This window comes from Pseudomonas tolaasii NCPPB 2192 (assembly GCF_002813445.1).
Lineage (GTDB): Bacteria > Pseudomonadota > Gammaproteobacteria > Pseudomonadales > Pseudomonadaceae > Aquipseudomonas > Aquipseudomonas tolaasii.
The window spans coordinates 3,682,264-3,708,651 of the sequence record NZ_PHHD01000001.1 but is presented as its reverse complement, the minus strand read 5'-3'; the positions used below and the strand labels follow the sequence as shown (position 1 = coordinate 3,708,651).

Genomic DNA, 26,388 nt, shown 5'->3' with positions numbered 1-26,388 from the left:
ATATCTCGGTGCCTACCTTCAAACAGCTGGAAGCGTTGATCGCCGTGGTCGACCACGGCACCTTCGACGGCGCCGCCAACCGCCTGGGCCAAGTGCAATCGGCCATTTCGCGGCAAATCCAGGAACTGGAACACTGGCTCGGTTTTGCCCTGTTCGACCGCAGCGGTCGTGGGGCCAAACCCACGGCACTGGCGGCGCAGGTGGTGGCCCAGGCGCGGGACGTGCTGCTGCAACGCGAGATCGTCAACAGCTGCCTGCTCAGCCCCGAAGTGCTCAGCCGCAAGCTGCGCATCGGTATCACCGAGTTGAGCGCCCTGACCTGGCTGCCACGCCTGATCCAGGCGATTGCCGCCGACTACCCCAGGGTGCGCATCGAGCCCGAGGTGGAGCTGAGCGTACGCCTGCACAGCTTGCTGATGGCCGGGCATGTGGACGTGATCGTGGTGCCGGATGCCTTCAGCAGTAACGGGCTGATCAAGGTGCGGCTCGATGAAGTGCACAACAACTGGTTCTGCGCGCCCGGCCTGCTGGACCCGAGCCAGCCGCTGACGCTGGAAGACCTGACCCGCTTTACCCTGCTGGCCCAGGGCAAATCCTCCGGTTCCGGCTTGCTGATGGACAGCTGGCTGGCGGCCCATCAGGCCAGCCCCAGTGCGCATATTCCGTGCAGCAGCCTGGCGGCACTGATCGGCCTCACCGTGTCCGGCCTGGGCGTGACCTACTTGCCGGACGCCACTGCTGCGCCCTACCTGCTCACCGGGCAGCTGGTGAAACTCGACGTCGAACCGCCGCTGCCCACCACGCCCTATGTGGCGCTGGCCCGGGCCGACAGCTACAGCCCGTTCCATCGCCACGTGGTGGAACTGATGGGCCAGCATTGCGACCTGCAACAACCTTTCGGGCAGCCGGCATGATCAATATCAAACAGATCGAAGCGTTCTACTGGACCTCAAAACTGGGCACCGTGCAACGCGCCGCCACACGCCTGTTCATCACCCAGTCAGCCACCAGCAAACGCTTGCAGGAACTGGAAAAACAGGCCTGCCTGCCCTTGTTCCAGCCCGGCAACCACAAGGCGCAGTTGAGTGCCAAGGGCGCGGAATTGCTGGAAGTCAGCGAGGGCCTGATCCACAGCCTGGCAGGCCTTGAAGCCTTGCGTCACGCCAGCCGCCAGCCCCTGCGCACGGTACGCATGGGCCTCACCGAGCTGGTGACCATCACCTGGTTTACCGATTTCGTGGCGCGCAGCAAGGCGGCATTGCCGGACATCGAATTGCACCCCGACGTGGACCTCTCCGCGCGCCTGCAACGCAAGCTGCTGGACGGCGACCTCGACCTGGTCGTGATCCCGCAGGACTACGTGACCGCCGCCATGGCGGCCATCCCGCTGCAGTCCATCGAATTCACCTGGCTGGCCCCGCCGGGGCTGTTTCCGGTCGGTACCACGCTGTCACTCAAACAGCTCGCGCTGTGGCCGATCATCGTGCAGGGGCCGGACTCGGGCATCACCCACCGTTGCGAGCAACTGTTCGCCGAACAGGGTCTGGAGTTCAACCATGTGTACGGCAGCAACAGCCTGTTTGCGTTGCTCGCATTGATTCGCGCCGGGGTCGGCATCAGTTGCTTGCCCAGGGGATTGTTTGTGGGGGAAATCGAGCGCGGTGAATTTCAGGAAGTGGTACTGGAGGTGCCGCCGGTGCCGGTGAATTATCAACTGGCGTTTCTCAAGCATGGGCGCAGTGAGTTGATCGACCGGCTGGCGGGGCTGGCCAGGTTGTCGGCCATGAATGCCTGAATCTGGAGCGAGCAGGGCTTGTTGTGGCAAGCAGGCCAGGCTCACAGCAACAACTTCGAATAATCACAACACTCCTGCGCCAGCTGCGCCACGTCCTGGTTCAAGCCAAACTGCCGGTCCACCCGGTGCAGCGCCACGTACTGAATGCTCGGCAGTTCCGGCTGGGTGATCAGGGCGCGCAAGGTGCCTTGCTCGATCAGGTGCGACAGGCACGCCTTGGGCAGGTAACTCACGCCGATCCCCGACAGCGCCAGCCCCACCTGCACCAGCAGGTTATGGCTGGTCAGGGTGCGCGGCATCTGCACGTTGTGCGCCGCCAGCCAGCGTTCGTAGATCAACCCCGTGCCGGAATGCGCGCCCTGGGTGAGCACGGTGTAACTGGCCAGGGTTTCCAGGCTGATCGGGTCGGCATCCGGGATCAGGCCGGGCGAACACATCCAGGCGTTTTCCACGCACTGCAGCGGCGTGCTGTGAAAACGCGGGTCGCTGTAGACATCGGGCACGATCACCAGATCGAGCTGATCGCTCTCCAGCTTGCGAAACAACTCGCTGCTCAGTTCCACCGACGGTTCGATCTGCACTTTCGGGTAAGCCTGACGCAGCGCCTCCACCAGCGCCGGCAACCAGGTCAGGGCAGTGAGTTCGGTGACGCCCAGGCGAAACCGGCGCACCAGCACCTTGCGCGCGCTGACCCGCTCAAGCAATTGGTCGCGGCTCTGGAGCAAATCCTTGGCGTAATCGAGCAGTTCGCCGCCCTTTTCGGTGAGCCGGGCATTGCGTTTGCTGCGGTCGAAAATCTCCACATCAAAGGTCTCTTCCAACTCCTGGATGCGCTTGGAGATGGCCGATTGAGACATGTTGAGCTTGTTGGCCGCCGCTTCAAAACTGCCCAGTTCGGCGATCCAGTACAGCGCATCGATTTGTTTGAAGGTAATCAAGGCGGCCAGACTCATGAGAAAAAGCGATGCTATCACATCATAAAATATCGCTAAAACTGTCGCTTCATCGCTCCTAAGATCCGGCCATAGCTCATCGCTATCTAATAATTCTGGAGATTTGCCATGTCCTTGCCCGGTTCCCGCATCCTTCCCAACGCCCCCATGGCCCCGGCCGAGCTGGTCGAAGCGTTTGCCCACGTGGTCACGCCGCACATCAGCGACAACCTCGGCCGGCACATCGGCGCCCGCGGCCTGACGCGCTACAACCGCACCGGCAAACTGGTGGGCACGGCGATCACGGTAAAGACCCGGCCTGGCGACAACCTGCTGATCTACAAGGCGATGAGCCTGCTGCAGCCCGGCCATGTGCTGGTAGTGGATGGCCAGGGCGACACCAACAACGCGGTGATCGGCGAGCTGGTCAAGCTCTACGCCCAGCAACGCGGCTGTGTGGGGTTTGTGATCGACGGTGCAATCCGCGATGTCGCGAGCTTCGACGACACCCCCTGCTACGCCCGCGCCGTGGTGCACACCGGCCCCTACAAGACCGGCCCGGGCGAGGTGAACGTGCCAGTGTCCATCGGCGGCATGCTGATCAACCCGGGTGACCTGGTGGTGGGCGATGAAGACGGCCTGGTCGCGTTCTCCCAGGCCGACGCCGCCGAAGTGCTGCGCCGGGCCGGAGCACATGCCGAGCATGAAGAAGCCGTCAAAGCCGAAATCGCCACCGGCAACCTGCGCCAGAGCTGGATCGACAAAGTGCTGCAAAACGCTGGCCTGGCGGACTGAAGGAAGCCCTCATGAGTACTGCATTTTTGTCCGAACGGGTGCTGGGCATTGCGCCCTCCCCCAGCGTGGCGGCCAATGCCCTGGTCACCGAGCTGCGCGCCCAGGGCCGCGATATCGTCAACTTCACCGTCGGCGAGCCGGACTTCGACACCCCCGCGCATATCCTCGAAGCCGCCAGCCAGGCGATGCGCAGCGGCGACACCCACTACACCGCCACCGCCGGCACCCTCGCGTTGCGCCAGGCGATCTGCCTGAAACTGCAACGGGACAATGACCTGGTGTACGGGCTGGACGAAGTGGTCGCCGGCTGCGGCGGCAAGCACATCATCTATCACGCGCTGGCGGCCACACTCAATCGCGGCGATGAAGTCATCGTGCACACGCCGTACTGGGTGTCGTACCCGGACATCGCGCGGCTCAATGACGCCACGCCGGTGATCATCCCCGGCGACGAGAGCCTGGGCTTCAAGCTGACCCCGCAGGTGCTGGAACACGCCATCACCGCGAAGACCAAATGGGTGATCCTCAACAGCCCGAACAACCCCAGCGGCGCGGTGTACACCGAAGCCGAGCTGCTGGCGCTGGCCGAGGTGTTGCGCCGTCACCCCCATGTGCTGGTCATGGCCGACGAGATCTACGAACACTTCGTGTATGGCGACGCCCGGCACCTGCCGCTGACGCGCCTGGCGCCCGACCTCAAGTCGCGCACGCTGATCGTCAACGGCGCCTCCAAAGGCTACGCCATGACCGGCTGGCGCCTGGGTTTTGGTGCAGGCCCCGCGTGGCTGATCGCGGCCATCGCCAAACTGCTCTCGCAAACCACCACCTGCCCAAGCTCCCTGAGCCAGGCCGCGGCGGTGGCGGCGTTTGCCGGTGACCAAACGCCCATCGCCGACATGCGCGAAGAATACCGCCAACGCCGCGCCTTGATGTTGGTGTTGCTGGCCGGCATTCCCGAGTTGAGCGTGACCCCGCCGGACGGCGCGTTCTACGTGTTCGTCAACGTCAGCCGGCTGATGGGCAAGCTCACGCCACAGGGTGATCGCCTGGAAAGCGACACCCAATTGGTCGACTACCTGCTGCGCGACTACGGCCTGGCCACAGTGAGCGGCGCGGCGTACGGCATGTCGCCGTATGTGCGCCTGTCGTTCGCCAGCTCCCGGAGCGTGATCGAAGAAGGCTGCCGCCGCCTGCAAGACGCCTGTCACGACCTGCGCTGATACCCCGGCTGCACCCGGCGGCCAGCGGACGGCCGCCTTTTTGACTGCCTAGAACAACAACTTAAAAATCATTGATCTCAGATGAGGCATTCCCATGCACACGCCCCGTATTCCGCTGGTCTGGCAAATCATGCTCGGCCTGCTCGCCGGCATTGCCATCGGCGCCCTGCTGCATCGTTTTCCCGAATCCCGGCCGTGGCTGGTGGATAACGTTTTACAACCGGCCGGCGATATTTTTATCAAGCTGATGAAGATGATCGTGGTGCCCATTGTGTTCGCCTGCATGGTCGTGGGCATCGCCGGGCACGGCGACGGCAAAACACTGGGCCGCATCGGGGTGAAGTCCCTGGGCTATTTCTTCTGCATCACTACCCTGGCGATCATCGTCGGCCTGGTCATCGGCAACCTGCTCCAGCCCGGCGCCGGGACCGAACTGGCCAGCCTGCAGGCGGCGAATATCACCTTGCCAACCAGTGGCGGCGGCAGCCATAGCCTGGGGCAGATCATCGTCGGCATCATCCCTGACAACGTGATCAGTTCCATGGCCCAGGGCAGCCTGTTGTCGGTGCTGTTCTTCGCGGTGATGTTCGGCCTGGGCGTGTCGCGTCTGCCGGCTGAACGCAAGGACCCGGTGATCGCACTGATGCGCGGCGTGTCGGATGCGATGTTCAAGGTCACCTCAATGATCATGGCCTACTCGCCCATCGGCGTGTTCGGCATGATCGCCGTGACCGTGGCCAACTTCGGCTTCGGCTCGCTGCTGCCGCTGGCCAAGCTGATCATGGTCAGCTACCTGTCCATCGTGTTTTTTGTGCTGGTGGTGCTCAACCTCATCGCGCGGCTGTGCGGGATCAACCTGTTTGCGCTGATGCGCCATATCAAGGATGAGCTGGTCCTCGCCTTCTCCACCGCCAGCTCGGCGGCGGTGATGCCGCAACTGATGAAAAAACTTGAAACCTACGGCGTGCCGCCTTCGCTGGTGAGCTTTGTGGTGCCGGTGGGCTACTCATTCAACCTCGACGGCGCCTCGCTGTTCCTCGGCATCGGCACGCTGTTCGTGGCGCAGCTGTACGGCATCGACCTGAGTCTGGCCGACCAGGCGCTGCTGGTAGTGACCATGGTGCTCACCTCCAAGGGCGCCGCCGGGGTGCCGGGGTTCATGTTCGTGATTCTGTCGGCAACCCTGGGCAGCGCCGGGCTGCCGCTGGAAGGCATTGCATTTATTGCCGGCGTGTACCGGCTGATGGAAATGCCGACGACCGCGCTGAACGTGCTGGGGAATGCGCTGGCGCCGTTGGTGATTGCGAAGTGGGAGGCAAGGACTGCCCCTGAGCACAGTGCAGAGAAAATGCCCGCCCACTGATTTCGAGTACAGGTATCAACAGTCGCGGGCCAACGCCACACACCGCTTCGCCAGTAGCGTCGTGGGGTCCACCAGTGCCACCCGATACCTGTTGATCTCAAAACCCTCGCTGTGCGCCAGCACCAGAGGCAACTCGGTGCAGCCGAGAATCAGCACCCTCGCCCCCAGTTCACACAAATGCTCCGCCGCGAGCAGCAGTTGCTCGCGGCACACGCCTTCGGTAAACCCGGCCTTGATGCCTTTTTCGCCATAGATCGACGCCATCACCAGCGCCTGGTAATCAAAACCCGGCGTGATGATGTGCAGGCCCGAACGCCGTGCGGCGTGGTGGTAGACCTGGCTTTGCACGGTGCCCGAGGTGGCGAGCAAGCCGACTGGCTGGTCGGTGCCATGGGTGCGTGCAATCCACTCGATGGTTTCCGTGAGCATATTGACGATCGGCACGCGCAAATGCGCCTGGATGCGCTCGACAAAGGCATGGGCCGTATTGCACGGAATCGCGATGGCCTGGGCGCCGGCGCTTTCCAGGCGTTTGCACGTGGCGTACAGCGCCAGCGTCGGGTCGGTTTCATCGCGCAACAGATTGGCGGTGCGGTCGGGGATCTGCGGGTTTTGCTCCACCACCATTTTTATGTGGTCCTGGTCTTTGCCCGCCGGGGTGTGGGCGACCACCTTGCCCATGAAATCCACCGTGGCGGCGGGCCCTACGCCACCCACAACCCCCAGTTTGAAGGGCGGGCGACGGGCTGGGCCTTCCGCCTGGGTGGCAAAGTCGGCGTAGAGCCGGTTGATGTCCAAAACGCGGATGCCGCGGCGCTGCAAATCATCGCAGACCAGCGACAGTTCGGTCATGCCCGGCACCATCAGCGTGGCACCCTGTAAGTGCAACGACAGGCACGTCTGGTAGAGGGTTTCCAGCGGCTCGCCTTCCAGGTGGCCATCCTTGATGCCGTTGACGCCGTACATCGCCTCCATCAACGCGGCCTGGGTATCGGCGTCGGGGTAGACGAGGTTGAAGTCCTGCCCGAGGTGGCGCTCAAACAAACCGCAGTGGCGCACAAAGTCCGAGGCGATCACGCCCAGGGTGGTGCCCGGCGGGACGCTCTGGCGAATGTGGCGCACCAGGGCCTGCATCATGTCCAGCACCGGAATACCCAGCTCCTGCTGGATTTCGTCGCGAAAGGTCTGGCTGGCGAAGCACGGCAACAGCACGGCATCCACTCCGCTGGTTTCGAAACCCTTGCACACCTGGAACACGTAGAATTTGCGCGAGGTCATGCTCGCATTGCGGTCCAGCGGCAGCGCCACATCCTTGAACGGGTGCTGCTCGAACAGGAAGTGATAGCGGCCCGGGTCCGCCAGCACAGCGCGGGACCTGACCAGCTTGTAGAACAGATCACCGCCCGCCAGAGAGCCCAGCCCGCCGACGATGCCCAACCGCGACGTGCTGCTCATGCGCGCGCCACCTCTGGTTGCCCGGCGGCTTGTTCGTCTGTTTCCGATTGCGCGACCACCGCCGTGGCAATGCTGTTGCCCACCACGTTGGTGGCGGTGCGTGCCATGTCCAGGAACTGGTCGATACCGATGATCAGCAGCAACCCGGCTTCCGGCAGATTGAACATCGGCAGGGTCGCCGCCACCACCACAACCGATGCCCGCGCCACCCCGGCCATGCCTTTACTGGTGATCATCAGCGTCAGCAAAATCAGCAGTTGTTGAGTGAAACTGAGGTCGATGTTGTAGGCCTGGGCGATAAACAGGATGGCGAACGCCTGGTACATCATCGAACCGTCAAGGTTGAACGAGTAACCCAGCGGCAAGACGAAACTGGAGACACGTTTGGGGGCACCGAACTTCTCCAGCGCCTCCATGGTTTTGGGGTAGGCCGACTCGCTGCTGGCGGTGGAAAACGCCAACAGGATCGGCTCACGGATCAGCTTGCCGAGGGTGAACACCGAGCGCCCGAGAAACAGGTAACCGGCAGCAAACAACAATACCCACAGCAAGGCGATGCCCAGGTAAAACTCGGCGATCAGTTTGGCGTAATCGGCCAGCAGGCCCAGGCCATTAGTGGTAATCGCCGAGGCAATCGCGGCAAATACGCCGACCGGCGCGAAGGCCATCACGTAGTCGGTAATCTTGAACATCACCTTGGCCAGCTCTTCCACCGTCTCGGTGATGCGCGTGTAGCCGGCACGTTTCACGCCGGCCAGGGCGAAGCCGAAGAACAGCGAAAACACCACGATTTGCAGGATCTCATTATTGGCCATCGCTTCGGCCATGCTGCGCGGGAATACATGGCTGATAAACGCCTTGAGGCTGAAATCCCCGGTGCTCACCGGCACTGCCGCCGCAGCCTGCTGTGCCACCTGCAGATTCAACCCGGCACCCGGCTGGAACAGGTTCACCAGCGCCATGCCAAGCATCAGCGAAACCAGTGACGCGGTGACAAACCACAGCATCGCACGCAAGCCGATGCGCCCCACCGAACGCGAGCTGCCCATGCTCGCAATGCCGCCGACCAGCGTGGCGAACACCAGCGGCGCGATGATCATCTTGATCATGCGCAGGAAAATATCGGTGACCATCGAAAAGTACCCGGCCAGCGCCTTCGCGGCCTGCTCGCTGCCTGCAAAGTGGTGACACGCCCAACCCGTCAGCACGCCCAGGGCGATACCAACGGCAATGCGACGGGGGAGTTTGTTGTGTTTCACAGTGCTGCCCTCAGGTGGATTTTTGTTGTTGTGGTGATGGGGGCGATTCTAGGGACGACCCCAGGCCGCCATGATGAGTAATCCGGCTAACCCCATGCGCTTTTGGAATAAAGTATGAAAACCCCAGCCTGGCCTGGGCGCGAAGACATACACTCAGGGCTCATCAAGGGGGAACCCACATGCAGATCAAGTGGCTGGACGACCTGTTGGCCATCGCCGAATGGAAGAATTTTTCCCGCGCCGCCGAGGTGCGCTGCGTGACGCAATCGGCGCTGTCGCGACGCATTCGCTCATTGGAAGACTGGGTGGGCGTCGAGCTGGTCGACCGGGGCACCTACCCGGTGCAACTCACCGCCGCAGGCCAGGCGTTCTGCGCGGAAAGCCGTGACGCCCTCGCCGGCCTGATGCGCCTGCGCGCCAGCCTGCGCGAGGTGGAGCGCATGCCCGGCCGCTCGATTCAGGTCACCGCCGGGCACAGCCTGTCGATGACCTTCCTGCCCAAGTGGCTGGCGCAGTTCCAGCGCCAGACCGAGCAGTTCAACGCACGGGTGGTGGCGGCGAATATTCATGACGCGGTGATCGCGCTGGAAGAAGGCAGTTGCGACCTGATGATCGTCTACCACCACCCGCTGGCGCCGATCCTGCTCGACCCGGAACGCTTCGGCAGCCTGGCGCTGGGGCATGATGCGTTTATCCCGTTGTGCGCACCGGACAAACGCGGGCGGCCGCTGTTTCGTTTGCCCGGCACCACAGCCAAACCCGTGCCCCACCTGGCCTACACCGCCACGACATTTTTGGCGCGCGTCGCCGAAATCGTGATCAAGAACGGCCCGGCGCCTGCCACCATGGAACGTTGCTACGAGGCTGACATGGCCATGCTGCTGGCGCGCATGGCGGTCGAAGGTTACGGCGTGGCGTGGTTGCCCCAGAGCGCGGTGGCCGATGAACTGGAACGCGGCGTGCTCGTGCGCGCGGGCGGCGAAGAATGGAGTACGCGGCTGGAGATTCGCTCGTATTGCGCAAGTGCCAACCAGAACCCGACCATGAGAAAGCTATGGCGCACGTTGGAAGCCGGAGCTTGCAGCGCGCATCTTTGAGACGATCAGACAAAAAACTGAGCCTTGCGAGACAAGGCGCAACGGGGCAAAACCGCACACTTCTCCCACGTTCACACACCCCGTGGAATGACTGGAGAAGCCCTCATGTTGCACACGTTCACTGCTGGCCTGCGGGTCGTCGGCAAGCTCGACACCCTGGGTACCCACCTGATGCGCCTGGCGATTGCCATCGTCTTCTTGTGGATCGGCGCACTCAAATTCGTCCCCTATGAAGCCGACAGCATCACCCCTTTTGTCGCCAACAGCCCGTTCCTCTCGTTCTTCTATCAGCACCCGCAGGACTACAAGGCGCACTTGACCCACGAAGGCGAGTTGGCACCTGAGCAGCGCGCGTGGCAAACCGCGAACAACACCTACGCCTTTTCCAATGGCCTGGGCGCTGTGGAAATCCTCATCGGTTTGCTGGTGCTGTCCAACCCGCTCTCACGCAAGACCGGCCTGCTGGGCGGCGCGCTCGCCTTTGCCACGCCGTTGGTCACGTTGAGCTTTCTGATCACCACCCCTGAAGCCTGGGTGAGTGCGGCGGGTGATGCCCAGCACGGTTTTCCTTACTTGTCCGGCGGCGGCCGCCTGGTGCTCAAGGACGTGCTGATGCTCGCCGGCGCCCTGCCCGTGATGGCCGATTCCGCTCGTCGCTTGTTGCAAGAACACACCCTTTGATCCCCTGGAGAGCTGCCATGAAAATTCTGTTCGCCTTGCCCCTCGCCCTCGTCGTCAGCCACGCATTCGCCGCCCCGGCACCTGAACCTGCACGCACCGGCGTACCGCTGGATGTGGCCAGAACCATCAGCGTCACCGACACCAGCCAGGCCTGCGGCGTGGTGCCGGTGGAATGGGTCTACGACGACTCCCAGGGCGTGCGGCACATCGCAACCTACCTGGTGATGGGCGGCGGCTGTAACAGTTGAATGCCCGACGCTACCGCAGGCGCCGTGCGGTCAGTTGCCGGCCAGGATACGAATACCGTGTTGCTCTGCCAGCGCAACCACTGCCCGCAACTGCGCCTCGTTCGGTGCCTCCATCGGTGGCACCACCCCATCGATAACTGGAATGCCCGCGGCGGCGACAAACTCGTCAAACCCACCGGGCGTGCCCATCACCACGGCACGCACCGTGGTGCTCCCCAGGTTACGCAACCGTTGCGGCACATTGCGCGGGGCGAAATAGCTTTCACCCGCCTTGAGCGTGAACACCTCGTCGCCGATGGTGACCTCCAGCTCCCCTTCATACAAATACATCGACTCGTCTTCGTGGATGTGCAGGTGCAACCCGGCATCGCAACCGGGGGGCATCAGCCCCTCGACCATCGAGAACTGGCCCGCGGTTTCGCGGCTCGACAGCAGGATTTTCAACTGCACACCAAAGAGCAGGTAAGTGTCTGGATCCGTTTTATGAACAGCGGGTTCGACCAACATCGCGCGACCTTCAGCAACTGGAATGGGAACCGAAAGTTGAGCATGGCGCGCGCCGGTCATGCGTGCCGAAACGTGCGCCGGGTTGCCGAATCGTGCTTATTGGCAAGCGCGCCGAAAGTCAGTGGGGCTCATGCCGGTCAGGCCGCGAAAGGTTCGGGAAAAATGTTGCGGGGTCTGAAAGCCACAGGTCAGGGCGATGTCCAGCACCGACAGCGCCGGCTGGCGCAGCAGCAGCCTGGCCTTCTCGATACGGGCCTTGAGCACATACTGATGCGGCGCCATGCCGAACGTGGCCAGGAACAACCGGGAAAAATGCGCCCGGCTGAAACCGGCGCACTGGGCCAGTTCGTGCAACGACAGGCGTTGGTCGAGGTGAGTGTGAATGTAGTCCTCGACCCGACGTGAGCAATAGAGCGGCAGGCTGTTGAGGGGTTTTCCCGCCGCCGGGGTAAACACGTTGTAGCGGTTGACCAGCGAGGCGGCGATTGCCTGCTCGATCCCGTCAACAAACAGCCGCCCGGACGGGAAACCGTCAGCCTGCTCCTGGTACAACGCCTGAAACAACGCGCTCAGCCGCTCATCGCGCACCCCGGGACACGCCAACAACTCGAAGCGACCCTTGCCACGCTCTTCAGCCGCAGCCTGCAGGGTGTCATCACTGAGGGTGACGCTGACCAAATGAGCCGGAGCCAGCCAGCGGATGCTTTCATCGCGCCCGCGCAATGAAAACGCCAGTGAGCGCGCGGCGACCGGAATCTGCCGGGCATCGGCCTTTTCGGTGCAATGCAGCAAGCGACTGCTGCGCAGGAACAGCGTCAGCATCTGCGCATCCAGCCGGTGGGTATGCCAATGGCCAGGCTCAATGCGATGGGTTTCCACCGGCATGGCGGCGGGAGACGCAGCCCCGGTGACGCTGGAGCCGAACAGCGGGATCAGCGCGCCGTTGTGCCGCGCCGCGATTTTTGCGTGTGTCATCGAGCCAACCTCCCGAATGCCAGCGAAGTGCAGGTGGGGGTCCGTCCTTGAACACAAGGCAAGGATATTAAGCCGTGGCCGAATCCAGGGCAAAAAAAAGCCTGCATTTCTGCAGGCTTTTCTCTATCTGGCTCCACGACCTGGACTCGAACCAGGGACCCAATGATTAACAGTCATTTGCTCTACCAACTGAGCTATCGCGGAATGCGCCGTATGTTACTGATTAAAAAGAAGAAGTCAAGCACTTGCACGTATTCGTCCGGATGAGCGGTGCCGTCACTGTGCCGGGCTGGCCATTTCCCTGGCCAGATCCAGCCAGGCACGCGCCGCCGGTGGCAGATGCGCGCCGGCACGCCAGGCCAGGGCGATGTGCCAATCGGTGTGGGCTTCGTCCAGTGGAATCAGGGCGATGCCTGCGTGTTGGTGCTTGTGCGCCAGCATGCGCGGCAGGAAGGCCACACCCAAACCGGCCGCCACCAGATCGACAATAAAATCGATCTGCCCGCTGCGCGCCGTCACTCGCGGCGTCACGCCTTTGCGCTCGCAGGCGGCGAGAATCTTGGCGTTCAGGGCAAAACCGGCTTCGAACAGAATGAACGGCGAGTCGGCCAGGTCGGTGAAGTCGATGCGGGTGCGACCGGCCAGCGGGTGATTCAGCGGCAGCACGGCCACCAGCGGTTCATTGCGCACGGGCTGGTAGTCAAAATCCTCGTCCACCGGTAACAGCAGCGCAGCAAGGTCCACCTCGCCGGCGTCCAGACATTCCCGCAGCTTTTTACTGCCGTATTCGGTGAGCTCGATTTCGATGTCCGGATAGCGGCTGCGATAAGCCGTGAACATTGCCGCAAACAGCACGCCGCAGCCCACCGGCGGCAGGCCGATGCGCAGCAGGCCGCGCTTGAGGCCGCGCAGGTCATTGATCTCGGCCACCAAATCGTTGCGTTCGGCGAGCAACACCAGGGCGCGGCGGTAGGCAATTTCTCCGGCAGCCGTCAGTTCGTTCTTGTGGCCAAGACGATTAATCAACGGAGTGCCCAGCTCCTCCTCCAGCGTCTTGACTGCCTTGCTGACTGTGGATTGCGTCAGCGATACCACCTCGGCCGCCTGAGAAAAGCCGCCCTGGCGCACCACCTCAACGAACGCACGCAGTGTTCTCAAGTTCATCGGTATTCCTTTTGCGACTTCATGCCAGCGATAAAAGTTGTTTTTATCATGACAGATGTTTGCTTATCGTGAACCCACCTTGCCCCGTGGAGACACCGTTCATGATCATCTCGTCTGCGTCCGATTACCGCGAAGCCGCCAGGCGCAAACTGCCGCGCTTTCTGTTTGACTACATTGATGGCGGCGCTTACGCCGAACACACCCTGCGCGCGAACAGTTCGGACCTGGCCGACATCAGCCTGCGCCAGCGCATCTTGCGCAATGTCGACAACCTGAGCCTGAAGACCACACTGTTCGGCCAGGAACAGGCGATGCCGGTCATCCTCAGCCCCGTCGGCCTGACCGGCATGTATGCACGGCGCGGCGAGGTGCAGGCAGCCAAGGCGGCAGCCAATCAGGGCATACCGTTTTGCCTGTCGACGGTGTCGGTGTGTTCGATTGAAAAGGTGGCGTCGCAAAGCCCGCAGTCGATCTGGTTCCAGCTGTACGTGCTCAAGGACCGCGGCTTCATGCGCAATGCGCTGGAGCGTGCGCAGGCGGCCGGGGTGACCACGCTGGTGTTCACCGTCGATATGCCGACGCCGGGCGCGCGCTACCGGGATGCGCACTCGGGCATGTCCGGGCCATTTGCCGCCTCGCGGCGCCTGTTGCAAGCAGTGACCAAACCGCAATGGGCTTTCGACGTCGGCGTGATGGGCCGCCCGCACGACCTGGGCAACATTTCCAAATACCTCGGCAAAGCCACCACCCTTGAAGATTACGTCGGCTGGCTGGCCAACAACTTCGACCCGTCCATCAGCTGGAAAGACCTGGAATGGATCCGCGACTTCTGGAAAGGCCCGATGATCATCAAAGGCATCCTCGACCCACAGGACGCCAAGGATGCCGTGAGTTTCGGCGCCGATGGCATCGTGGTTTCCAACCACGGCGGCCGGCAATTGGACGGTGTGCTGTCCACCGCCAAAGCCCTGCCGCCGATCGCCGAGCGGGTGGGCGATGACCTGACCGTGCTGGTGGACTCGGGCATTCGTTCGGGCCTGGACGTGGTGCGCATGCTCGCCCTCGGCGCCAAGGCTTGCCTGTTGGGCCGCGCCACGGCCTATGCACTGGCCGCCGATGGCCAGCGCGGCGTGGAAAACCTGCTGGATATTTTCGCCAGGGAAATGCGCGTCGCCATGACCTTGACCGGTGTGACATCAATCGACCAGATAGATCGCAATACGCTGGTACAAAGTTGACCGCAAACTTGCCAAATAACTGGCACGCCTCACTATCGGCTGAGGCTAACTTTCAGATCAGCCGATTGATTTATAAAGAATTTTATCGAGTTATTCGAAGTGGCATGAATCTCGCTCTAACTTTCTACAAGCAGGTTAAGCGATGACAAGACGTGTGGCAGGGCCCAGGGGTTATAAAGCCACGGCAAAGCGGTTTAAACTGTTTCCAATGTTTTACGGAACTGAAGGAACAGTAAGACGCTTGGCACTCGCCACTCTCATCGAGCCTGTAAGACAGTTAAGTGCTTAGAGGCCGTCAGCTTATGAAAACACCGACCCAGACCAACGCAATTGACTTCGACAGTGCCAAATTGCAACGCCTGGGGTTTGGTCAACCAGCTCTGCGCCCCCACCGCCCCGTCACCTTCGCGCAACTGCGCCAGCAGCTGAGCCAGCAATTGCAGACCAGCCTGGAGCCGGAACGCATCCTCGGTTTGTTCTTTCGCGAGATCCAGCGCCTGGTGCCTTTGGATGCGCTGCACTATCGCCACCAGGCCAGCGACCTGCGCCTGGAGTTCGGCCATCGCGGCCACCACTCGGTGAGCTACACCTTGAGCCATGAAGGTGAGCATTTGGGTGAATTGATATTTCGCCGCAACCAGCGTTTGATCGAAGATGAACTGAACCAGCTTGAGTCTCTGCTGGCAACGTTGCTCTACCCGATGCGCAACGCTCTGCTCTACCGCGCGGCTACCCGCAGCGCCCTGCGCGACCCCTTGACCGAAACCGGCAACCGCATCGCCATGGACCAGACCCTGCAACGGGAAATAGACATGGCGCGTCGGCACCTGCACCCGCTGTCGTTGCTGATGCTGGACATCGATCACTTCAAGAGAATCAACGACACCCACGGCCATGCCGCCGGCGACAACGTGCTGCGTGCGGTGGCCGCGTCAATCAAAAGCCAGCTGCGCAACGTCGATATGGTGTTTCGGTTTGGCGGGGAAGAGTTTCTGATCCTGCTGTCCAACACCGGCCGGGACGCGGCGGGCATGGTCGGCGAACGTCTGCGCCGGGCGGCACAAGCTCGGGAATATTGGGCGGACGGTACGCGGATCGAATTGACGGTGAGCCTGGGTTGTTCGACTTTGCTGGCTGCAGAGTCTGCCGAAAGCCTGCTGCGCCGCGCCGACAATGCTTTGTATGTGGCCAAGCGTGAAGGCCGCAACCGCCTGGCCATGGCGGGGTAAAGCCTGTGGCGGGGGAGCTTGCTCCCTCGCCACAGGTTATCTGCCGTTTAGGCTTCGCTGGCGACGCGAGCCGGTCGCTCACGCACGGCTACGGGCGCCTTTTCCTTTTCCTTCTCCAACCGCATGCAGCTTTCCAGAAACAGATACATGTAGTCGTAACTCTTGCACACGGCCTGACGCAGCTCCACTTGCAGGGCCTTGGTCGGGTTCATGCCGGCCAGGGTGCAGATGATTTCCAGGGCTTCCCACGGGTGCGCATCGTCGTACTGCGCGTGCATCTTCAGCCACTTCATCGCGCGCTTGCGGTCTTCCTCCGGGAAGGCGGCCGCGTAGACGCCGGTAGAGCAGACCACGGCGGACCACTCCCCAGTCGCCCCCTCGATCGCATAGTTGGTGGCGGCAATCGCGACAATCAACGAATCGGCCGAACTGGTGTGCCAGCACCAATGGCTCAGTGCGTGCAATTCCGGCGCTACGTTCTGCGCTTGCAGTTCTTCCAGGCTCACGCCGTGTGCGCGGGCCCAATTGACCCAATAATCGGCGTGGTTCAGTTCCACGCGAATATTGCGCATCAGCCAGCGCCGCGCCATATCCTCCCCAGGATGGCGGGCAAACTTGGTTTTGGTGAGGTTTTGTGCCATGTACAAGGCAAACTGTTCGACCACAGGCCAGCCACCGATCAGGTAGTGGCGCAGAGTCTTGGCGCTGAGCGTGTTGTCGCGCATGCGCTGATACAGTTCGTGCTCGACAACTCGGCGCTTGCTCTCGCTACAGTCCTGGATGAGCTTTTGCGCCCAGGCGGGGTAACTGGAGGCTTCCATAAGCGGGCCGGTTCTGTTGAAGGTGTCGATCACTGTAGGGCTCCTTTTTTAGTGTGATGTACAGACCAGCAAATGTTTCAGCGGAATGTGCCGGGCGCCTTGAATAACAGAGGCTGCGGCCGCACAGGTCGACACTGCAAGCTATCAAAGGTAAACAATTGCGGGCGTTCGATCAGGTAACCCTGAGCGTAATCCACACCTATCTCAAGTAAAGCCTGTTCGATGTGCGGTGTTTCAACAAACTCGGCAATTGTGCGCTTACCCATGACATGGCCGATGTGATTGATCACTTCGACCATTGCGCGGTTAATCGGGTCGTCCAGCATATCCTTTACGAAACTTCCATCGATCTTCAGGAAGTCTACAGGTAAATGTTTGAGATAGGCGAATGAGGACATTCCGGCACAAAAGTCATCCAGCGAGAAATGACAACCTAAGGCTTTGAGTTCATTAATAAAACGAATGGCGCTGCCTAAATTGGCGATTGCACTGGTTTCTGTTATTTCAAAACAGATCATTGTGGGTGGAATGTTATAAGCGGCGAATTTCTCACGTAAAAAACCGAGAAAGTCTTCATCGCCAATAGTTATACCTGACAGATTAATCGCACATATGGCCATAGGACGGCCTGGTCGTTCGCGCAGGCAGTCCGCAATAATTTTAAATACATTTTCCACCACCCAACGGTCCAGCGACGTCATCAATCCATAACGTTCGGCGGCGGGAATGAAGCTGTCGGGAAGAATGATCCTGCCGGCTTCATCGTGCAGACGCAGGAGGATTTCGATGTGGCCAGTACCGCCGTCGGTCAGCCCCAAGGGAGAGATCTCCTGGGCGTACAGGCAGAAGCGGTTTTCTTCCAGCGCCATGTGCAACCGTTGCACCCAGGCCATCTCACCAAATCGCACCGACAGTTCCGAGTCATCGGCGTGGTAGACCTGCACGCGGTTGCGGCCCTTCTCCTTGGCCATGTAGCACGCCATATCGGCGGCGCGCAGTGACGTTTCCAGCGTGGTGGGCGTGTTCGAAATGTGCACCAGCCCAATGCTCACGGTGGTCATGAACGGCCGGCCCTTCCACACAAAATGCAGGCTTTGTACGGTATGGCGCAGGCTCTCTGCGATTTTCTCCGCCACCGGCGCCGGGCAGTTTTCCAGCAGGATGCCAAACTCGTCCCCGCCCAGACGCGCCAGGGTGTCGCCTTCACGCAGGTCCGATTGCAACAGCGCGCAAATGTGCCGCAACAATTCGTCGCCCGCCGCATGGCCACAGGTATCGTTGACCAGCTTGAACTGGTCCAGATCGAGAAACATCAAGGCGTGGCGCCCGTTCTGATGGCGCCCGGCCTGATGCAACACCTGCTCCAGACGGAACTCGAACTCACGGCGGTTGGCCAGGCCGGTCAAGGCGTCATGGGTGGCCTGCCACGACAGGTTGGCGATGTATTGACGTTCCTGCGTCATGTCGTGCAACACCAGCACGGCGCCGCTTACCTTGCCGGCGCTGCGGATCGGCGCACCCACCAGTGTGACCGACACCGTGCTGCCATCCAGGCGCTGGATCAGCTTGGAATGTTCGCTGCCACCGCTGAGCTGGCCCTTGATGATGTGTTCGATGAGCGTGAAACCGTCAGGCTCGGCGTTTTCGTCGAGCAACTTGAACAGCGCCGCCAGCGGCAAGCCTTGGGCCTGGGCGGATTTCCAGTGAGTCAACGCTTCGGCAGCCGGGTTCATGTAGGCAATGGCACCGTCGACATCCGTGGTGATCACGCCGTCGCCGATGGACTCCAGCGTGATCTGCGCCCGCTCCTTCTCTGCCTGCAGGGCATTGGCGAACGCGTGGCGCTGGGCCAGGAGTTTGTGGGTACGCAGCAACGCGAGGACGATCAAGCCCAGTGCAGTGGCCAGGTTGGTGATCAGCAACAGGCGCAAAATCACCCGCGAGCCTTCGCCCAAGGCATCGCTGAATGCCTTGGCCGCCGGGGTCACACCGTCATTGATCGCGATAATCCGAGCCTTCCATTGGCGCACTTGATTGCCGCTGACCTGATCACTGCTGACGACGCGGTGCATCTCCTGGGCCAATTCGTCCAGTTGCACCAGGTAACCGTCGCCGACGGTCCACAGCTCAATGGCTTTTTCCAGGTAGCTGAAATGGCGAAAGTTCAGGTACAGCCAGATCAGGCTGGACACGTCATCGGGGTGGTTGCCGCCCTTGAGAATACCCTGGCGCGCGGCGGCAAGGTCGGGGGTGGAGTGGTCCAGCGCAATGCGCAGCTCATGCCCGCCCTGGGGCACGGCAATCGCCTGCTGGTATTTGAGGTAAGTGCCTTCGTCGCGGTTATCGGCGTAAAGCGTCAGGTAATAGATGGCGTCTTTCTGACCCTTGGACCACAAGCTTTCGCCTGCCACGTAGCCGCGCACCGCTGAAAGCACGTAGAGACTGACACAGCCCAACAATGCCTGGAACAGCACAACGGCGATAAAGGGCCAGACGATGCCCAACAGCCGTGGCGTTCCGAGAGTCCGCTTTTGCTTCATGAAGTCCCTTGCACATGCACTGCAGGATACGCACGCGAAAATCCGCTTCCGATAGCTCAGCCTAGGCTAAATCAACGAACTTGTTGCAAGTGCCCGTACAACTTGGCGTACAAGCCTCCGTCGGCAATCAACTGCTGGTGATCGCCATCCTCGGCAATATGACCACCGTCAAACACCAATACTCGATCCGCCTGTTTCACCGCCGACAGACGGTGGGCGATGATCAGTGTAGTACGACCACTGAGAAACCGCGCCAGCGCCAAATGCAGGTTGTATTCGGTGGCGGCGTCCAGTGCCGAGGTCGCCTCGTCCAGAATCACCACTTTGGGTTCGGCCAGCACCATCCGGGCGATCGCCAGACGCTGGCGCTGACCTCCGGAAAAGCGTACGCCAGAGCGCCCCACCACGCTGTCCAGGCCCAGCGGCAATGCCTTGACGGTCGTGTCCAGCTGGGCGATCTCCAATGCTTGCCAGCAGGCCTGGTCCGTGCGTTCGCGGCCCATGGTCAGGTTGGCGCGCACGGTGTCGTTGAACAGCGCCGGGTGTTGCAGCACCACCGCGACGTTTTCGCGGATGGTCTCCAGGCCGATGTCCTGCTGGGTCGCCCCACCGAAGCGAATACTGCCCGCCTGCGGTGTGTAGAGGCCCAACAACAATTGCACCAGGGTACTTTTGCCGCCGCCGCTGGCGCCGACAATGGCCACCTTTTCACCCGGCGCGATGGCCAGGTTCAATCCATTGAGCACCAGGTCTTCGCCGTAGCCGAAGTTGAGGCCACGCACCTCGATGCCCACGGTTTCACGCCCGGAGAAAGGGTCTTCGCCCCCGGCATATTGCGGCTCATCGGCACGCGCCAGCAGTTCGTTGATACGCGTCACCGCGCCGCCTGCCGCGTAGTAGGCATATTGCAGGTTCAGCAGTTGTTCCACCGGGCCGATCATGAACCACAGGTAGCTGAACACCGCGAGCATCTGGCCGATGGACAGGTCGGAAAACAGCACAGTGAGCATCGCCGCCGCGCGAAAAATGTCGATACCGAACTGGAACAGCAAGCCGCTGGCGCGGCTGGAGGCGTCACTTTTCCACTGGGAGTTGACGGCAAAGTCGCGCACTTCCTGGGCGCGCTGGCCGAGGCGGCCGAGGAAAAACCCCTGGCGGTTGCCCGCGCGCACCTCCTGGATCGCGTCCAGCGTCTCGGTCAACGCCTGGGTGAAGCGTGAGGTGCTGTCGTTCTCCAGTTTTTTCAGATGTTTGACGCGCTTGCCCAACTGCACGGTGGCGTAAATCACCAGCGGGTTGAACAGCAGAATCAACAATGCGAGCTGCCAGTGCATCCACACCAGAATGGCCGAGGTGCCCACCAGCGTCAGCATGGCCACCAGGAAACGGCTGAGGGTTTCACCGACAAACTTGTCCAGCGTATCCAGGTCCGTGACCAGGTGCGTAGTGACCGTGCCACTGCCCAGGCTTTCGTATTCGCCCAGGGAAATGCGCTTGAGTCGTTCGATCAGGCGCACGCGAATGCGGTACACGATGTCCTTGGCCAACCGCGCAAACAGCCGCGCCTGCACCACGTTGAACACCAATGCGCCACAGCGCAGGCACAGCGTCACCAGCAGCATCAGGCCGATGTAACCGGCGGCCTTCTGCCACCCCAGCGGCAACGCGTGGTTCATGACTTTGAGCGCGGCATCGCCGTGGCCGAGCAGCACTTCGTCCACCAGCAACGGCAACAGCAGGGGGATGGGCACGCTGCACAGCGTTGCCAGCACGGCAACGCCATTGGCGATCCACAGGGATTTCTTGTGGCGCAAGGCCAGGCGGCGAATTTCCGACCAGGTCAGGCGGTCGGTGCGTTTGGGCGGGTCATTGAGGTCGGGCTGATCATGCACAGGCTGCTCGCTCCAGCCATCGGCCCAGCAACGGCGACAGCTCGGACAGCGGCTGGTAGCCGTTGGTCAGCAAGGCCAACTGGCCATTGCGCTCGGCCAACAGCGTGGGGAAGCCGGCGATGCCCAGATCCTGCACCCAGGTGAAATCCGCGGCGGTGGCGGCGTGTTGTTCAGCCCGGTCGAAAGCATCGGCGAACTCGATCCGCGGAATGCCCGCCTGTTCGGCCAACTCCACCAGCACGCTGGCCAGGGTGACATCGCGGCCCTCGACATAAAACGCGCGCTGGATCAGCCCCAACAGCTTCCACGCGCAATCCGGTGCCAGGCTGCGTGCGGTGACGATGGCGCGGCACGCAGGCTCGGTGTCGTAGACAAACCCATCGGGCAAGGCCCCTTCACGCTTGAACGGCTGGCCGGTGGCATCGGTGACGGCCTGCCAGTGCTCCAGAATGTAGCGCCGGGTGGTCGGCTCCAGCGCCGCGCCGCTGCCGGTGCGCAGGCCGCCCACCACCAGGTGCAGCTCCACACCGGCCGCCTGGGCCTGCTCCACCAACGCCTCGGCCACCGGGGCAAAGCCCCAGCACCAGGAACACATCGGGTCCATTACATAGAGCAGGCGTGCGGACATGGCTCAAGCCTCGGAAGGGGTTTGCTTGTAGTTGAAGCCAATCGGGTGCGGCATGTTGCGGGCTTTGGCCAGCTCGATCTGCTTCTGCCGGTCGATGGCACTGCGGCGGGTCTTCTCCGGCAGCTTATCCCAGCAATGCGGGCAACTGATGCCGGCCACATAGTGCTCGGACGCACGGTCTTCGACGCTCACCGGCGTGCGGCAGGCATGGCATTGATCGTAGTCGCCTTCGCTCAAGTCGTGGCGCACGGTTACGCGGTTATCGAACACGAAGCAGTCGCCCTGCCACTTGGTTTCTTCCTGCGGCACCTCTTCGAGGTACTTCAGAATGCCGCCCTTGAGGTGGTAAACCTCATCGAAGCCTTCACTGAGCATGTAGCTCGACGCCTTCTCGCAACGAATGCCGCCGGTGCAGAACATGGCGACTTTCTTGTGTTTGGCCGGGTCGAAGTTGGCTTTGATATAGTCGGGAAATTCGCGAAAACTGGTAGTTTTCGGGTCGATCGCGCCTTCAAAGGTGCCGATCGACACTTCGTAGTCGTTACGGGTATCGATCAGCAATACTTCCGGGTCGCTGATCAGCGCGTTCCAGTCTTGCGGGTCCACATAAGTGCCGACCTTTTTGTTCGGGTCCACGCCTTCGACGCCCAGGGTCACGATCTCTTTCTTGAGCTTGACCTTGGTGCGGTAGAACGGCTGCTCGTCGCAGTAGGATTCCTTGTGGTCGATGTCGACCATGCGCGGGTCGTTCTTCAACCAGGCCATCAGGCCATCAATGCCTTCGCGGCTGCCGGAAACGGTGCCGTTGATGCCTTCTTCGGCGATCAGCAAGGTGCCTTTGATGCCGTTGTCGACCATCGCCTGCAGCAGTGGCTCGCGCAGGGCGACGTAATCTTCGAGGGTGACGAACTTATACAGTGCCGCCACGACAATCGGTTGAGTCATGGGTGTTTTCTCCAGGTGGCTACCCTCGTAAGGGGTGAACCGGATGCAAAAAAAACGCGCCGGCTAAGCGGCGCGTTGCGGATTCTAACAAATGCCCGGTGTCAGAGACACCCGCTCATCAATCATGCCCGCCGGCGCAGGTCGGCGAGGCCGGGGCTGCGTCGATTTTCGCCCATTCGTCAGGCGTGTAGGTATGCAGCGCCAACGCATGAAACTCGCTCATCAAGTCACCCAGGGTGGCGTAGACCGTCTGGTGGCGCTTGACGCGGTTAAGCCCCTCGAACTGCTGGCTGACCAGCACGGCCTTGAAGTGGGTCTGCAACCCACGGCTGTGCATGTGGCTTTCATCCAGCACGCTCAAATGTTGCGGGCCCAGGGCGGCGAGCGCCGTTTCGATACGCTGTTGCATGGTCATTCCTGCTTACTTCTTCTTGGCCGGAGCGGCGGCTTTGGCCGGTGCCAGCTCGTTGGTCATGTCTTCCAGCAGCTTGTTGACCACCGGCACGGCGCTTTCCAGCTTGGCCTGGGTCATCTGGGCCGATTGCTGGGTCAGCTGCGGCATTTTTTCCAGGACTTTCTTGCCCAATGGCGACTGGTAGAACGCAACCAGGTCCTTGAGCTCGGATTCGCTGAAGTTGCTGGTGTAAAGCTTGACCATGTCCGGTTTCAGCTTCGGCCAGCCGATGGCCTGGTCCAGAGCCGCGTTCGCCTTGGCCTGGTAGCTGTCCAGTACGGACTGCTTGGCGGCAGGCGCCTTGGTCTGTTCGAAACGCTGGGCGAACATTTGCTGCACTTGCATGTACACCGGGGTACCCAGCTTGTCAGCGTGGGCCAGGGTAAGGAAGGCTTCGGCACTGGCGTTATGGCTGGCGGTATCGGCAAAAACCTGGCCGCTGGCGCAAACCAGAGCAACCGCGGTACAGATGGCACGAAGACGAGTCATCGAGTTTCCTTTTCTAGCAGGCGAGGTAAGACCCCAAGGGCGCCCATTCTGCGCCTAAAAAACCTCGCGGCTCAACCCCAGGCCTTGCAGGACCTGGTTTTGCGGGGCTGGCGGCCGATGAAACGTCTTTTATGGAACCCCACTGGCCGATCACAGCCTAAACTGCGCAAACGAACCTGAAGGAGTGTGCCCGATGAGCCGTATCGAAACCGACAGCCTGGGAGAAGTCCACGTCCCGGATGACGCTTACTGGGGCGCTCAGACCCAACGTTCGCTGGTGAATTTCGCCATCGGCGAGCAACGCATGCCGCTGGCGGTGCTGCACGCCCTGGCGCTGATCAAAAAGGCCGCCGCACGGGTCAACGACCGCAACGGCGACTTGCCCGCCGACATCGCCCGCCTGATCGAACAGGCCGCCGATGAAGTCCTCGCAGGCCAGCATGACGACCAATTTCCGCTAGTGGTCTGGCAGACCGGCAGCGGCACCCAGAGCAACATGAACGCCAACGAAGTGATCGCTGGCCGCGCCAACGAGCTGTCGGGCAAGACCCGTGGCGGCAAGAGCCCGGTGCACCCCAACGATCATGTGAACCGCTCCCAGAGTTCCAACGACTGTTTCCCTACGGCCATGAGCATTGCCGCGGTGCAGGCTATCCACACTCAGTTGCTGCCGGCGATCGGCAACCTGTCCGGTGGCCTGGCGGAGCTGTCGGCGCGGCATGTGAAGCTGGTGAAAACCGGCCGCACCCACATGATGGATGCCACGCCGATCACTTTCGGCCAGGAGCTGTCGGCGTTTATCGCCCAGCTCGATTACGCCGAACGCGCCGTGCGCAGCGCCCTGCCCGCCGTGTGCGAGCTGGCCCAGGGCGGCACCGCCGTCGGCACCGGGTTGAACTCCCCCCACGGCTTTGGCGAGGCGATTGCCGCCGAGTTGGCCGCCCTGTCGGGCTTGCCGTTTGTGACCGCGCCGAACAAGTTCGCCGCCCTGTCCGGCCACGAGCCGCTGGTAACCTTGCACGGCGCTCTGAAAACCCTGGCCGTGGCGCTGATGAAACTGGCCAACGACCTGCGCCTGCTGGGCTCCGGCCCCCGTGCGGGGCTGGCCGAGGTGAAGTTGCCGGCGAACGAACCGGGCAGTTCGATCATGCCGGGCAAGGTCAACCCGACCCAGTGCGAAGCGCTGTCGATGTTGGCCTGCCAGGTGCTGGGCAATGACGTGACCATCGGCATCGCCGCCAGCCAGGGGCACTTGCAGCTGAACGTGTACAAGCCGGTGATCATCCACAACCTGCTGGAATCAATCCGCCTGCTGGCCGACGGCTGCAACAACTTCCAGGAACACTGCGTGGCCGGCCTTGAGCCCGACGCCGAACAGATGGCCGAGCACCTGGAGCGCGGTCTGATGCTGGTGACCGCGCTCAATCCGCACATTGGTTATGACAAGTCGGCGCAGATTGCCAAGAAGGCTTACGCCGAAGGCTTGACTCTACGCCAGGCCGCGCTGGACCTGGGCTACCTCACCGACGCCGAATTCGACCAGTGGGTGCGCCCGGAAAACATGCTCGAAGCCGGCCACTAAGACGCCAGACGCAACCGCCGGGCCTTGAGCCCGGCTATCAGCGACGGCGCCAGCGCCACAGTCGCCGAGCCCAGCATCACCACCAGCGCCCCGGCATAGCCCAGGGCGTTGATCTCTTCAGCCTGCACGAAATCGGGCCACAACCACGCCGCCACCGCCACCGCCACGAATGTCACCAACGGCGTGAGCGCCAACGTTGCACTGACCCGCGAGGCCTCCCAATGGGCGAGCGCTTCGGCAAACGCGCCATAGGCCACCAGCGTGTTCATGCAGCAGGCCAGCAGCAGCCAGCCTTGCAACGGGCTCAGGTCCAGCGCTTCCAGCGGATGGGCCCACGGCGTGAGCAGCACGGCACATGACAGGTAGATCACCATCATCACCTGCAGCGAATTCCACACCGTCAGCAATTGCTTCTGGCCCAGGGCGTAGAACACCCAAATGGTGGTGGCGAGCAAAATCGTGAGCACGCCTGCGGTATAGGTGCCCAGCGACGTCAGCATTTCCACCAGCCGCTGGTTGAAGAACAACCCGAAGCCGATGATCAGTACCACAAACCCCACGCCCTGCCCCAGGCTGAAACGCTCCTTGAACACGAACACGCTGGCGACCATCAGAAAGATCGGCCCCATCTGCACCACCAACTGCGCCGTACCGGGGCTGAGCATTTTCAGGCCGACCAGATACAGCACGTAATTGCCCACCAGCCCGCACACCGCCATGCCCACCAGCCAACCGCCCCTGGGGCCGAGTACCTTGCGGCTGGGCAGGCGTTTGGTCAGCGCCAGGTAGACAAACAGGCAACTGCCGGCGACCACCAGGCGAAACCAGGTGACGGTGATCGGGTCCATCACCTGCAGAACTTGCTTGAGTTTGATCGGCAGGATGCCCCAGAGAAACGCGGTCAACAGGGTCAAGCCAAAGCCATAAACCCAGCGACCGGAAGAGATGTGCATGAGCGCCCCGAATGCCTGAGGAAGTGGAGCCGCATTCTAGGGGCAAGCGCAAGAATTGGGCTACGACGCAATTTAAATGTGGGAGCTGGCTTGCCTGCGATAGCGCAGTGGCAGCCAAAGAATGGC

At 61.8% G+C, this 26,388-nt stretch carries 25 protein-coding genes and 1 tRNA gene; 11 read left to right on the top strand and 15 right to left on the bottom strand.

From position 1 onward, the window contains the following. The first annotated feature begins 8 nt into the window (after nucleotides 1-8). Together ATI14_RS17200 and ATI14_RS17195 are read left to right on the top strand one after the other, a co-directional pair. Nucleotides 9-914, top strand: a complete 906-nt coding sequence (locus ATI14_RS17200; RefSeq protein ID WP_016970055.1) for a LysR family transcriptional regulator — start codon at nucleotides 9-11, stop codon at nucleotides 912-914. Then, entirely contained in the window at nucleotides 911-1,795 is an 885-nt protein-coding gene (locus ATI14_RS17195; RefSeq protein WP_017255267.1) for a LysR family transcriptional regulator, read from the top strand. The genes ATI14_RS17200 and ATI14_RS17195 overlap by 4 nt, the downstream gene beginning before the upstream one ends. Before the next feature lie 41 nt (nucleotides 1,796-1,836). On the opposite strand, the gene ATI14_RS17190 is transcribed toward ATI14_RS17195, so the two are convergent. Further along, complete coding sequence (locus ATI14_RS17190; protein WP_031319621.1) at nucleotides 1,837-2,733, bottom strand: LysR family transcriptional regulator; 897 nt, start codon at nucleotides 2,731-2,733, stop codon at nucleotides 1,837-1,839. 123 nt (nucleotides 2,734-2,856) lie between these two features. On the opposite strand from ATI14_RS17190, the gene ATI14_RS17185 reads away from it, so the two are divergent. The 3 genes from ATI14_RS17185 to ATI14_RS17175 all read left to right on the top strand — a co-directional run bounded on the left by ATI14_RS17185 (nucleotide 2,857) and on the right by ATI14_RS17175 (nucleotide 6,105). After that, a complete protein-coding gene (locus ATI14_RS17185; protein ID WP_016970061.1) occupies nucleotides 2,857-3,522 on the top strand; it encodes an RraA family protein in 666 nt (221 codons plus the stop codon). Between the two features lie 11 nt (nucleotides 3,523-3,533). Further along, on the top strand, nucleotides 3,534-4,742 hold the full coding sequence (locus ATI14_RS17180) for a pyridoxal phosphate-dependent aminotransferase (RefSeq protein WP_016970063.1): 1,209 nt from the start codon (nucleotides 3,534-3,536) through the stop codon (nucleotides 4,740-4,742). Between the two features lie 94 nt (nucleotides 4,743-4,836). Next, entirely contained in the window at nucleotides 4,837-6,105 is a 1,269-nt protein-coding gene (locus ATI14_RS17175) for a cation:dicarboxylate symporter family transporter (protein WP_016970065.1), read from the top strand. Nucleotides 6,106-6,120: 15 nt separating this feature from the next. On the opposite strand, the gene cuyB is transcribed toward ATI14_RS17175, so the two are convergent. Together cuyB and ATI14_RS17165 are read right to left on the bottom strand one after the other, a co-directional pair. Beyond that, nucleotides 6,121-7,560, bottom strand: a complete 1,440-nt coding sequence (gene cuyB / locus ATI14_RS17170) for a cysteate racemase (RefSeq protein ID WP_080520324.1) — start codon at nucleotides 7,558-7,560, stop codon at nucleotides 6,121-6,123. Next, nucleotides 7,557-8,819 (bottom strand): dicarboxylate/amino acid:cation symporter, encoded by a 1,263-nt coding sequence (locus tag ATI14_RS17165; RefSeq protein WP_016970069.1) that lies wholly within the window; start codon nucleotides 8,817-8,819, stop codon nucleotides 7,557-7,559. Before ATI14_RS17165 ends, cuyB begins: the two co-directional genes overlap by 4 nt. A gap of 179 nt (nucleotides 8,820-8,998) precedes the next feature. Between ATI14_RS17165 and ATI14_RS17160 the strand changes: the two genes are divergently transcribed. From ATI14_RS17160 to ATI14_RS17150, 3 genes are all read left to right on the top strand, one after another. After that, nucleotides 8,999-9,916, top strand: a complete 918-nt coding sequence (locus tag ATI14_RS17160; RefSeq protein WP_016970071.1) for a LysR substrate-binding domain-containing protein — start codon at nucleotides 8,999-9,001, stop codon at nucleotides 9,914-9,916. Nucleotides 9,917-10,021: 105 nt separating this feature from the next. Beyond that, nucleotides 10,022-10,597: a reactive chlorine resistance membrane protein RclC gene (rclC, locus tag ATI14_RS17155; RefSeq protein WP_016970074.1), complete on the top strand. Its 576-nt coding sequence runs from the start codon at nucleotides 10,022-10,024 to the stop codon at nucleotides 10,595-10,597. Nucleotides 10,598-10,614: 17 nt separating this feature from the next. Then, nucleotides 10,615-10,845 carry a DUF2790 domain-containing protein gene (locus ATI14_RS17150; protein ID WP_016970076.1) on the top strand — a complete coding sequence of 77 codons (231 nt, stop codon included), beginning with the start codon at nucleotides 10,615-10,617 and terminating at the stop codon, nucleotides 10,843-10,845. A gap of 30 nt (nucleotides 10,846-10,875) precedes the next feature. Here ATI14_RS17150 and ATI14_RS17145 read toward each other — a convergent pair whose 3' ends face one another. From ATI14_RS17145 to ATI14_RS17130, 4 genes are all read right to left on the bottom strand, one after another. Continuing rightward, nucleotides 10,876-11,352, bottom strand: coding sequence for a cupin domain-containing protein (locus tag ATI14_RS17145; protein ID WP_016970078.1), 477 nt, complete (start codon nucleotides 11,350-11,352; stop codon nucleotides 10,876-10,878). Nucleotides 11,353-11,448: 96 nt separating this feature from the next. Continuing rightward, nucleotides 11,449-12,327, bottom strand: a complete 879-nt coding sequence (locus tag ATI14_RS17140) for an AraC family transcriptional regulator (protein WP_016970080.1) — start codon at nucleotides 12,325-12,327, stop codon at nucleotides 11,449-11,451. A 128-nt stretch (nucleotides 12,328-12,455) separates the two neighbouring features. Beyond that, a tRNA-Asn gene (locus ATI14_RS17135) sits at nucleotides 12,456-12,531 on the bottom strand. A 72-nt stretch (nucleotides 12,532-12,603) separates the two neighbouring features. After that, nucleotides 12,604-13,491, bottom strand: coding sequence for a LysR family transcriptional regulator (locus ATI14_RS17130; protein WP_016970082.1), 888 nt, complete (start codon nucleotides 13,489-13,491; stop codon nucleotides 12,604-12,606). A 101-nt stretch (nucleotides 13,492-13,592) separates the two neighbouring features. Here ATI14_RS17130 and lldD point away from each other — a divergent pair, with 101 nt between their 5' ends. Both lldD and ATI14_RS17120 read left to right on the top strand, forming a co-directional pair. Continuing rightward, a complete protein-coding gene (gene lldD, locus ATI14_RS17125) occupies nucleotides 13,593-14,729 on the top strand; it encodes an FMN-dependent L-lactate dehydrogenase LldD (RefSeq protein ID WP_080520325.1) in 1,137 nt (378 codons plus the stop codon). 302 nt (nucleotides 14,730-15,031) lie between these two features. Further along, nucleotides 15,032-15,958, top strand: coding sequence for a GGDEF domain-containing protein (locus ATI14_RS17120; protein ID WP_016970086.1), 927 nt, complete (start codon nucleotides 15,032-15,034; stop codon nucleotides 15,956-15,958). A 47-nt stretch (nucleotides 15,959-16,005) separates the two neighbouring features. Here the strand turns inward: ATI14_RS17120 and ATI14_RS17115 are convergent, their stop codons facing one another. From ATI14_RS17115 to ATI14_RS17085, 7 genes are all read right to left on the bottom strand, one after another. Then, entirely contained in the window at nucleotides 16,006-16,779 is a 774-nt protein-coding gene (locus ATI14_RS17115) for an iron-containing redox enzyme family protein (protein ID WP_218166430.1), read from the bottom strand. Nucleotides 16,780-16,856: 77 nt separating this feature from the next. After that, on the bottom strand, nucleotides 16,857-19,319 hold the full coding sequence (locus ATI14_RS17110; protein WP_016970088.1) for an EAL domain-containing protein: 2,463 nt from the start codon (nucleotides 19,317-19,319) through the stop codon (nucleotides 16,857-16,859). A 71-nt stretch (nucleotides 19,320-19,390) separates the two neighbouring features. Continuing rightward, on the bottom strand, nucleotides 19,391-21,211 hold the full coding sequence (locus ATI14_RS17105; RefSeq protein ID WP_016970089.1) for an ABC transporter ATP-binding protein: 1,821 nt from the start codon (nucleotides 21,209-21,211) through the stop codon (nucleotides 19,391-19,393). Continuing rightward, nucleotides 21,204-21,806, bottom strand: coding sequence for a DsbA family protein (locus tag ATI14_RS17100; RefSeq protein WP_177007286.1), 603 nt, complete (start codon nucleotides 21,804-21,806; stop codon nucleotides 21,204-21,206). Before ATI14_RS17100 ends, ATI14_RS17105 begins: the two co-directional genes overlap by 8 nt. 36 nt (nucleotides 21,807-21,842) lie before the next feature. Then, complete coding sequence (trhO, locus tag ATI14_RS17095; protein ID WP_016970095.1) at nucleotides 21,843-22,784, bottom strand: oxygen-dependent tRNA uridine(34) hydroxylase TrhO; 942 nt, start codon at nucleotides 22,782-22,784, stop codon at nucleotides 21,843-21,845. A gap of 118 nt (nucleotides 22,785-22,902) precedes the next feature. Next, on the bottom strand, nucleotides 22,903-23,199 hold the full coding sequence (locus ATI14_RS17090; protein ID WP_016970096.1) for a BolA family protein: 297 nt from the start codon (nucleotides 23,197-23,199) through the stop codon (nucleotides 22,903-22,905). Between the two features lie 6 nt (nucleotides 23,200-23,205). Beyond that, nucleotides 23,206-23,727: a DUF2059 domain-containing protein gene (locus ATI14_RS17085; protein WP_016970097.1), complete on the bottom strand. Its 522-nt coding sequence runs from the start codon at nucleotides 23,725-23,727 to the stop codon at nucleotides 23,206-23,208. 193 nt (nucleotides 23,728-23,920) lie between these two features. Here ATI14_RS17085 and ATI14_RS17080 point away from each other — a divergent pair, with 193 nt between their 5' ends. Further along, a complete protein-coding gene (locus ATI14_RS17080) occupies nucleotides 23,921-25,309 on the top strand; it encodes a class II fumarate hydratase (RefSeq protein ID WP_016970098.1) in 1,389 nt (462 codons plus the stop codon). Here ATI14_RS17080 and ATI14_RS17075 read toward each other — a convergent pair. Next, nucleotides 25,306-26,262, bottom strand: a complete 957-nt coding sequence (locus tag ATI14_RS17075; RefSeq protein ID WP_016970099.1) for a DMT family transporter — start codon at nucleotides 26,260-26,262, stop codon at nucleotides 25,306-25,308. The genes ATI14_RS17080 and ATI14_RS17075 overlap by 4 nt on opposite strands. Nucleotides 26,263-26,388 lie beyond the last annotated feature (126 nt).

Bases quoted from the DNA above. Each gene is read 5' to 3' on its own strand.
- ATI14_RS17195 (WP_017255267.1), top strand. From the start codon at position 911: ATGATCAATATCAAACAGATCGAAGCGTTCTACTGGACCTCAAAACTG.
- ATI14_RS17185 (WP_016970061.1), top strand. From the start codon at position 2,857: ATGTCCTTGCCCGGTTCCCGCATCCTTCCCAACGCCCCCATGGCCCCG.
- ATI14_RS17180 (WP_016970063.1), top strand. From the start codon at position 3,534: ATGAGTACTGCATTTTTGTCCGAACGGGTGCTGGGCATTGCGCCCTCC.
- ATI14_RS17175 (WP_016970065.1), top strand. From the start codon at position 4,837: ATGCACACGCCCCGTATTCCGCTGGTCTGGCAAATCATGCTCGGCCTG.
- cuyB (WP_080520324.1), bottom strand. From the start codon at position 7,560: ATGAGCAGCACGTCGCGGTTGGGCATCGTCGGCGGGCTGGGCTCTCTG.
- ATI14_RS17160 (WP_016970071.1), top strand. From the start codon at position 8,999: ATGCAGATCAAGTGGCTGGACGACCTGTTGGCCATCGCCGAATGGAAG.
- rclC (WP_016970074.1), top strand. From the start codon at position 10,022: ATGTTGCACACGTTCACTGCTGGCCTGCGGGTCGTCGGCAAGCTCGAC.
- ATI14_RS17150 (WP_016970076.1), top strand. From the start codon at position 10,615: ATGAAAATTCTGTTCGCCTTGCCCCTCGCCCTCGTCGTCAGCCACGCA.
- ATI14_RS17145 (WP_016970078.1), bottom strand. From the start codon at position 11,352: ATGTTGGTCGAACCCGCTGTTCATAAAACGGATCCAGACACTTACCTG.
- ATI14_RS17140 (WP_016970080.1), bottom strand. From the start codon at position 12,327: ATGACACACGCAAAAATCGCGGCGCGGCACAACGGCGCGCTGATCCCG.
- ATI14_RS17130 (WP_016970082.1), bottom strand. From the start codon at position 13,491: ATGAACTTGAGAACACTGCGTGCGTTCGTTGAGGTGGTGCGCCAGGGC.
- lldD (WP_080520325.1), top strand. From the start codon at position 13,593: ATGATCATCTCGTCTGCGTCCGATTACCGCGAAGCCGCCAGGCGCAAA.
- ATI14_RS17120 (WP_016970086.1), top strand. From the start codon at position 15,032: ATGAAAACACCGACCCAGACCAACGCAATTGACTTCGACAGTGCCAAA.
- ATI14_RS17115 (WP_218166430.1), bottom strand. From the start codon at position 16,779: ATGGAAGCCTCCAGTTACCCCGCCTGGGCGCAAAAGCTCATCCAGGAC.
- ATI14_RS17110 (WP_016970088.1), bottom strand. From the start codon at position 19,319: ATGAAGCAAAAGCGGACTCTCGGAACGCCACGGCTGTTGGGCATCGTC.
- ATI14_RS17100 (WP_177007286.1), bottom strand. From the start codon at position 21,806: ATGTGTTCCTGGTGCTGGGGCTTTGCCCCGGTGGCCGAGGCGTTGGTG.
- trhO (WP_016970095.1), bottom strand. From the start codon at position 22,784: ATGACTCAACCGATTGTCGTGGCGGCACTGTATAAGTTCGTCACCCTC.
- ATI14_RS17090 (WP_016970096.1), bottom strand. From the start codon at position 23,199: ATGACCATGCAACAGCGTATCGAAACGGCGCTCGCCGCCCTGGGCCCG.
- ATI14_RS17085 (WP_016970097.1), bottom strand. From the start codon at position 23,727: ATGACTCGTCTTCGTGCCATCTGTACCGCGGTTGCTCTGGTTTGCGCC.
- ATI14_RS17080 (WP_016970098.1), top strand. From the start codon at position 23,921: ATGAGCCGTATCGAAACCGACAGCCTGGGAGAAGTCCACGTCCCGGAT.
- ATI14_RS17075 (WP_016970099.1), bottom strand. From the start codon at position 26,262: ATGCACATCTCTTCCGGTCGCTGGGTTTATGGCTTTGGCTTGACCCTG.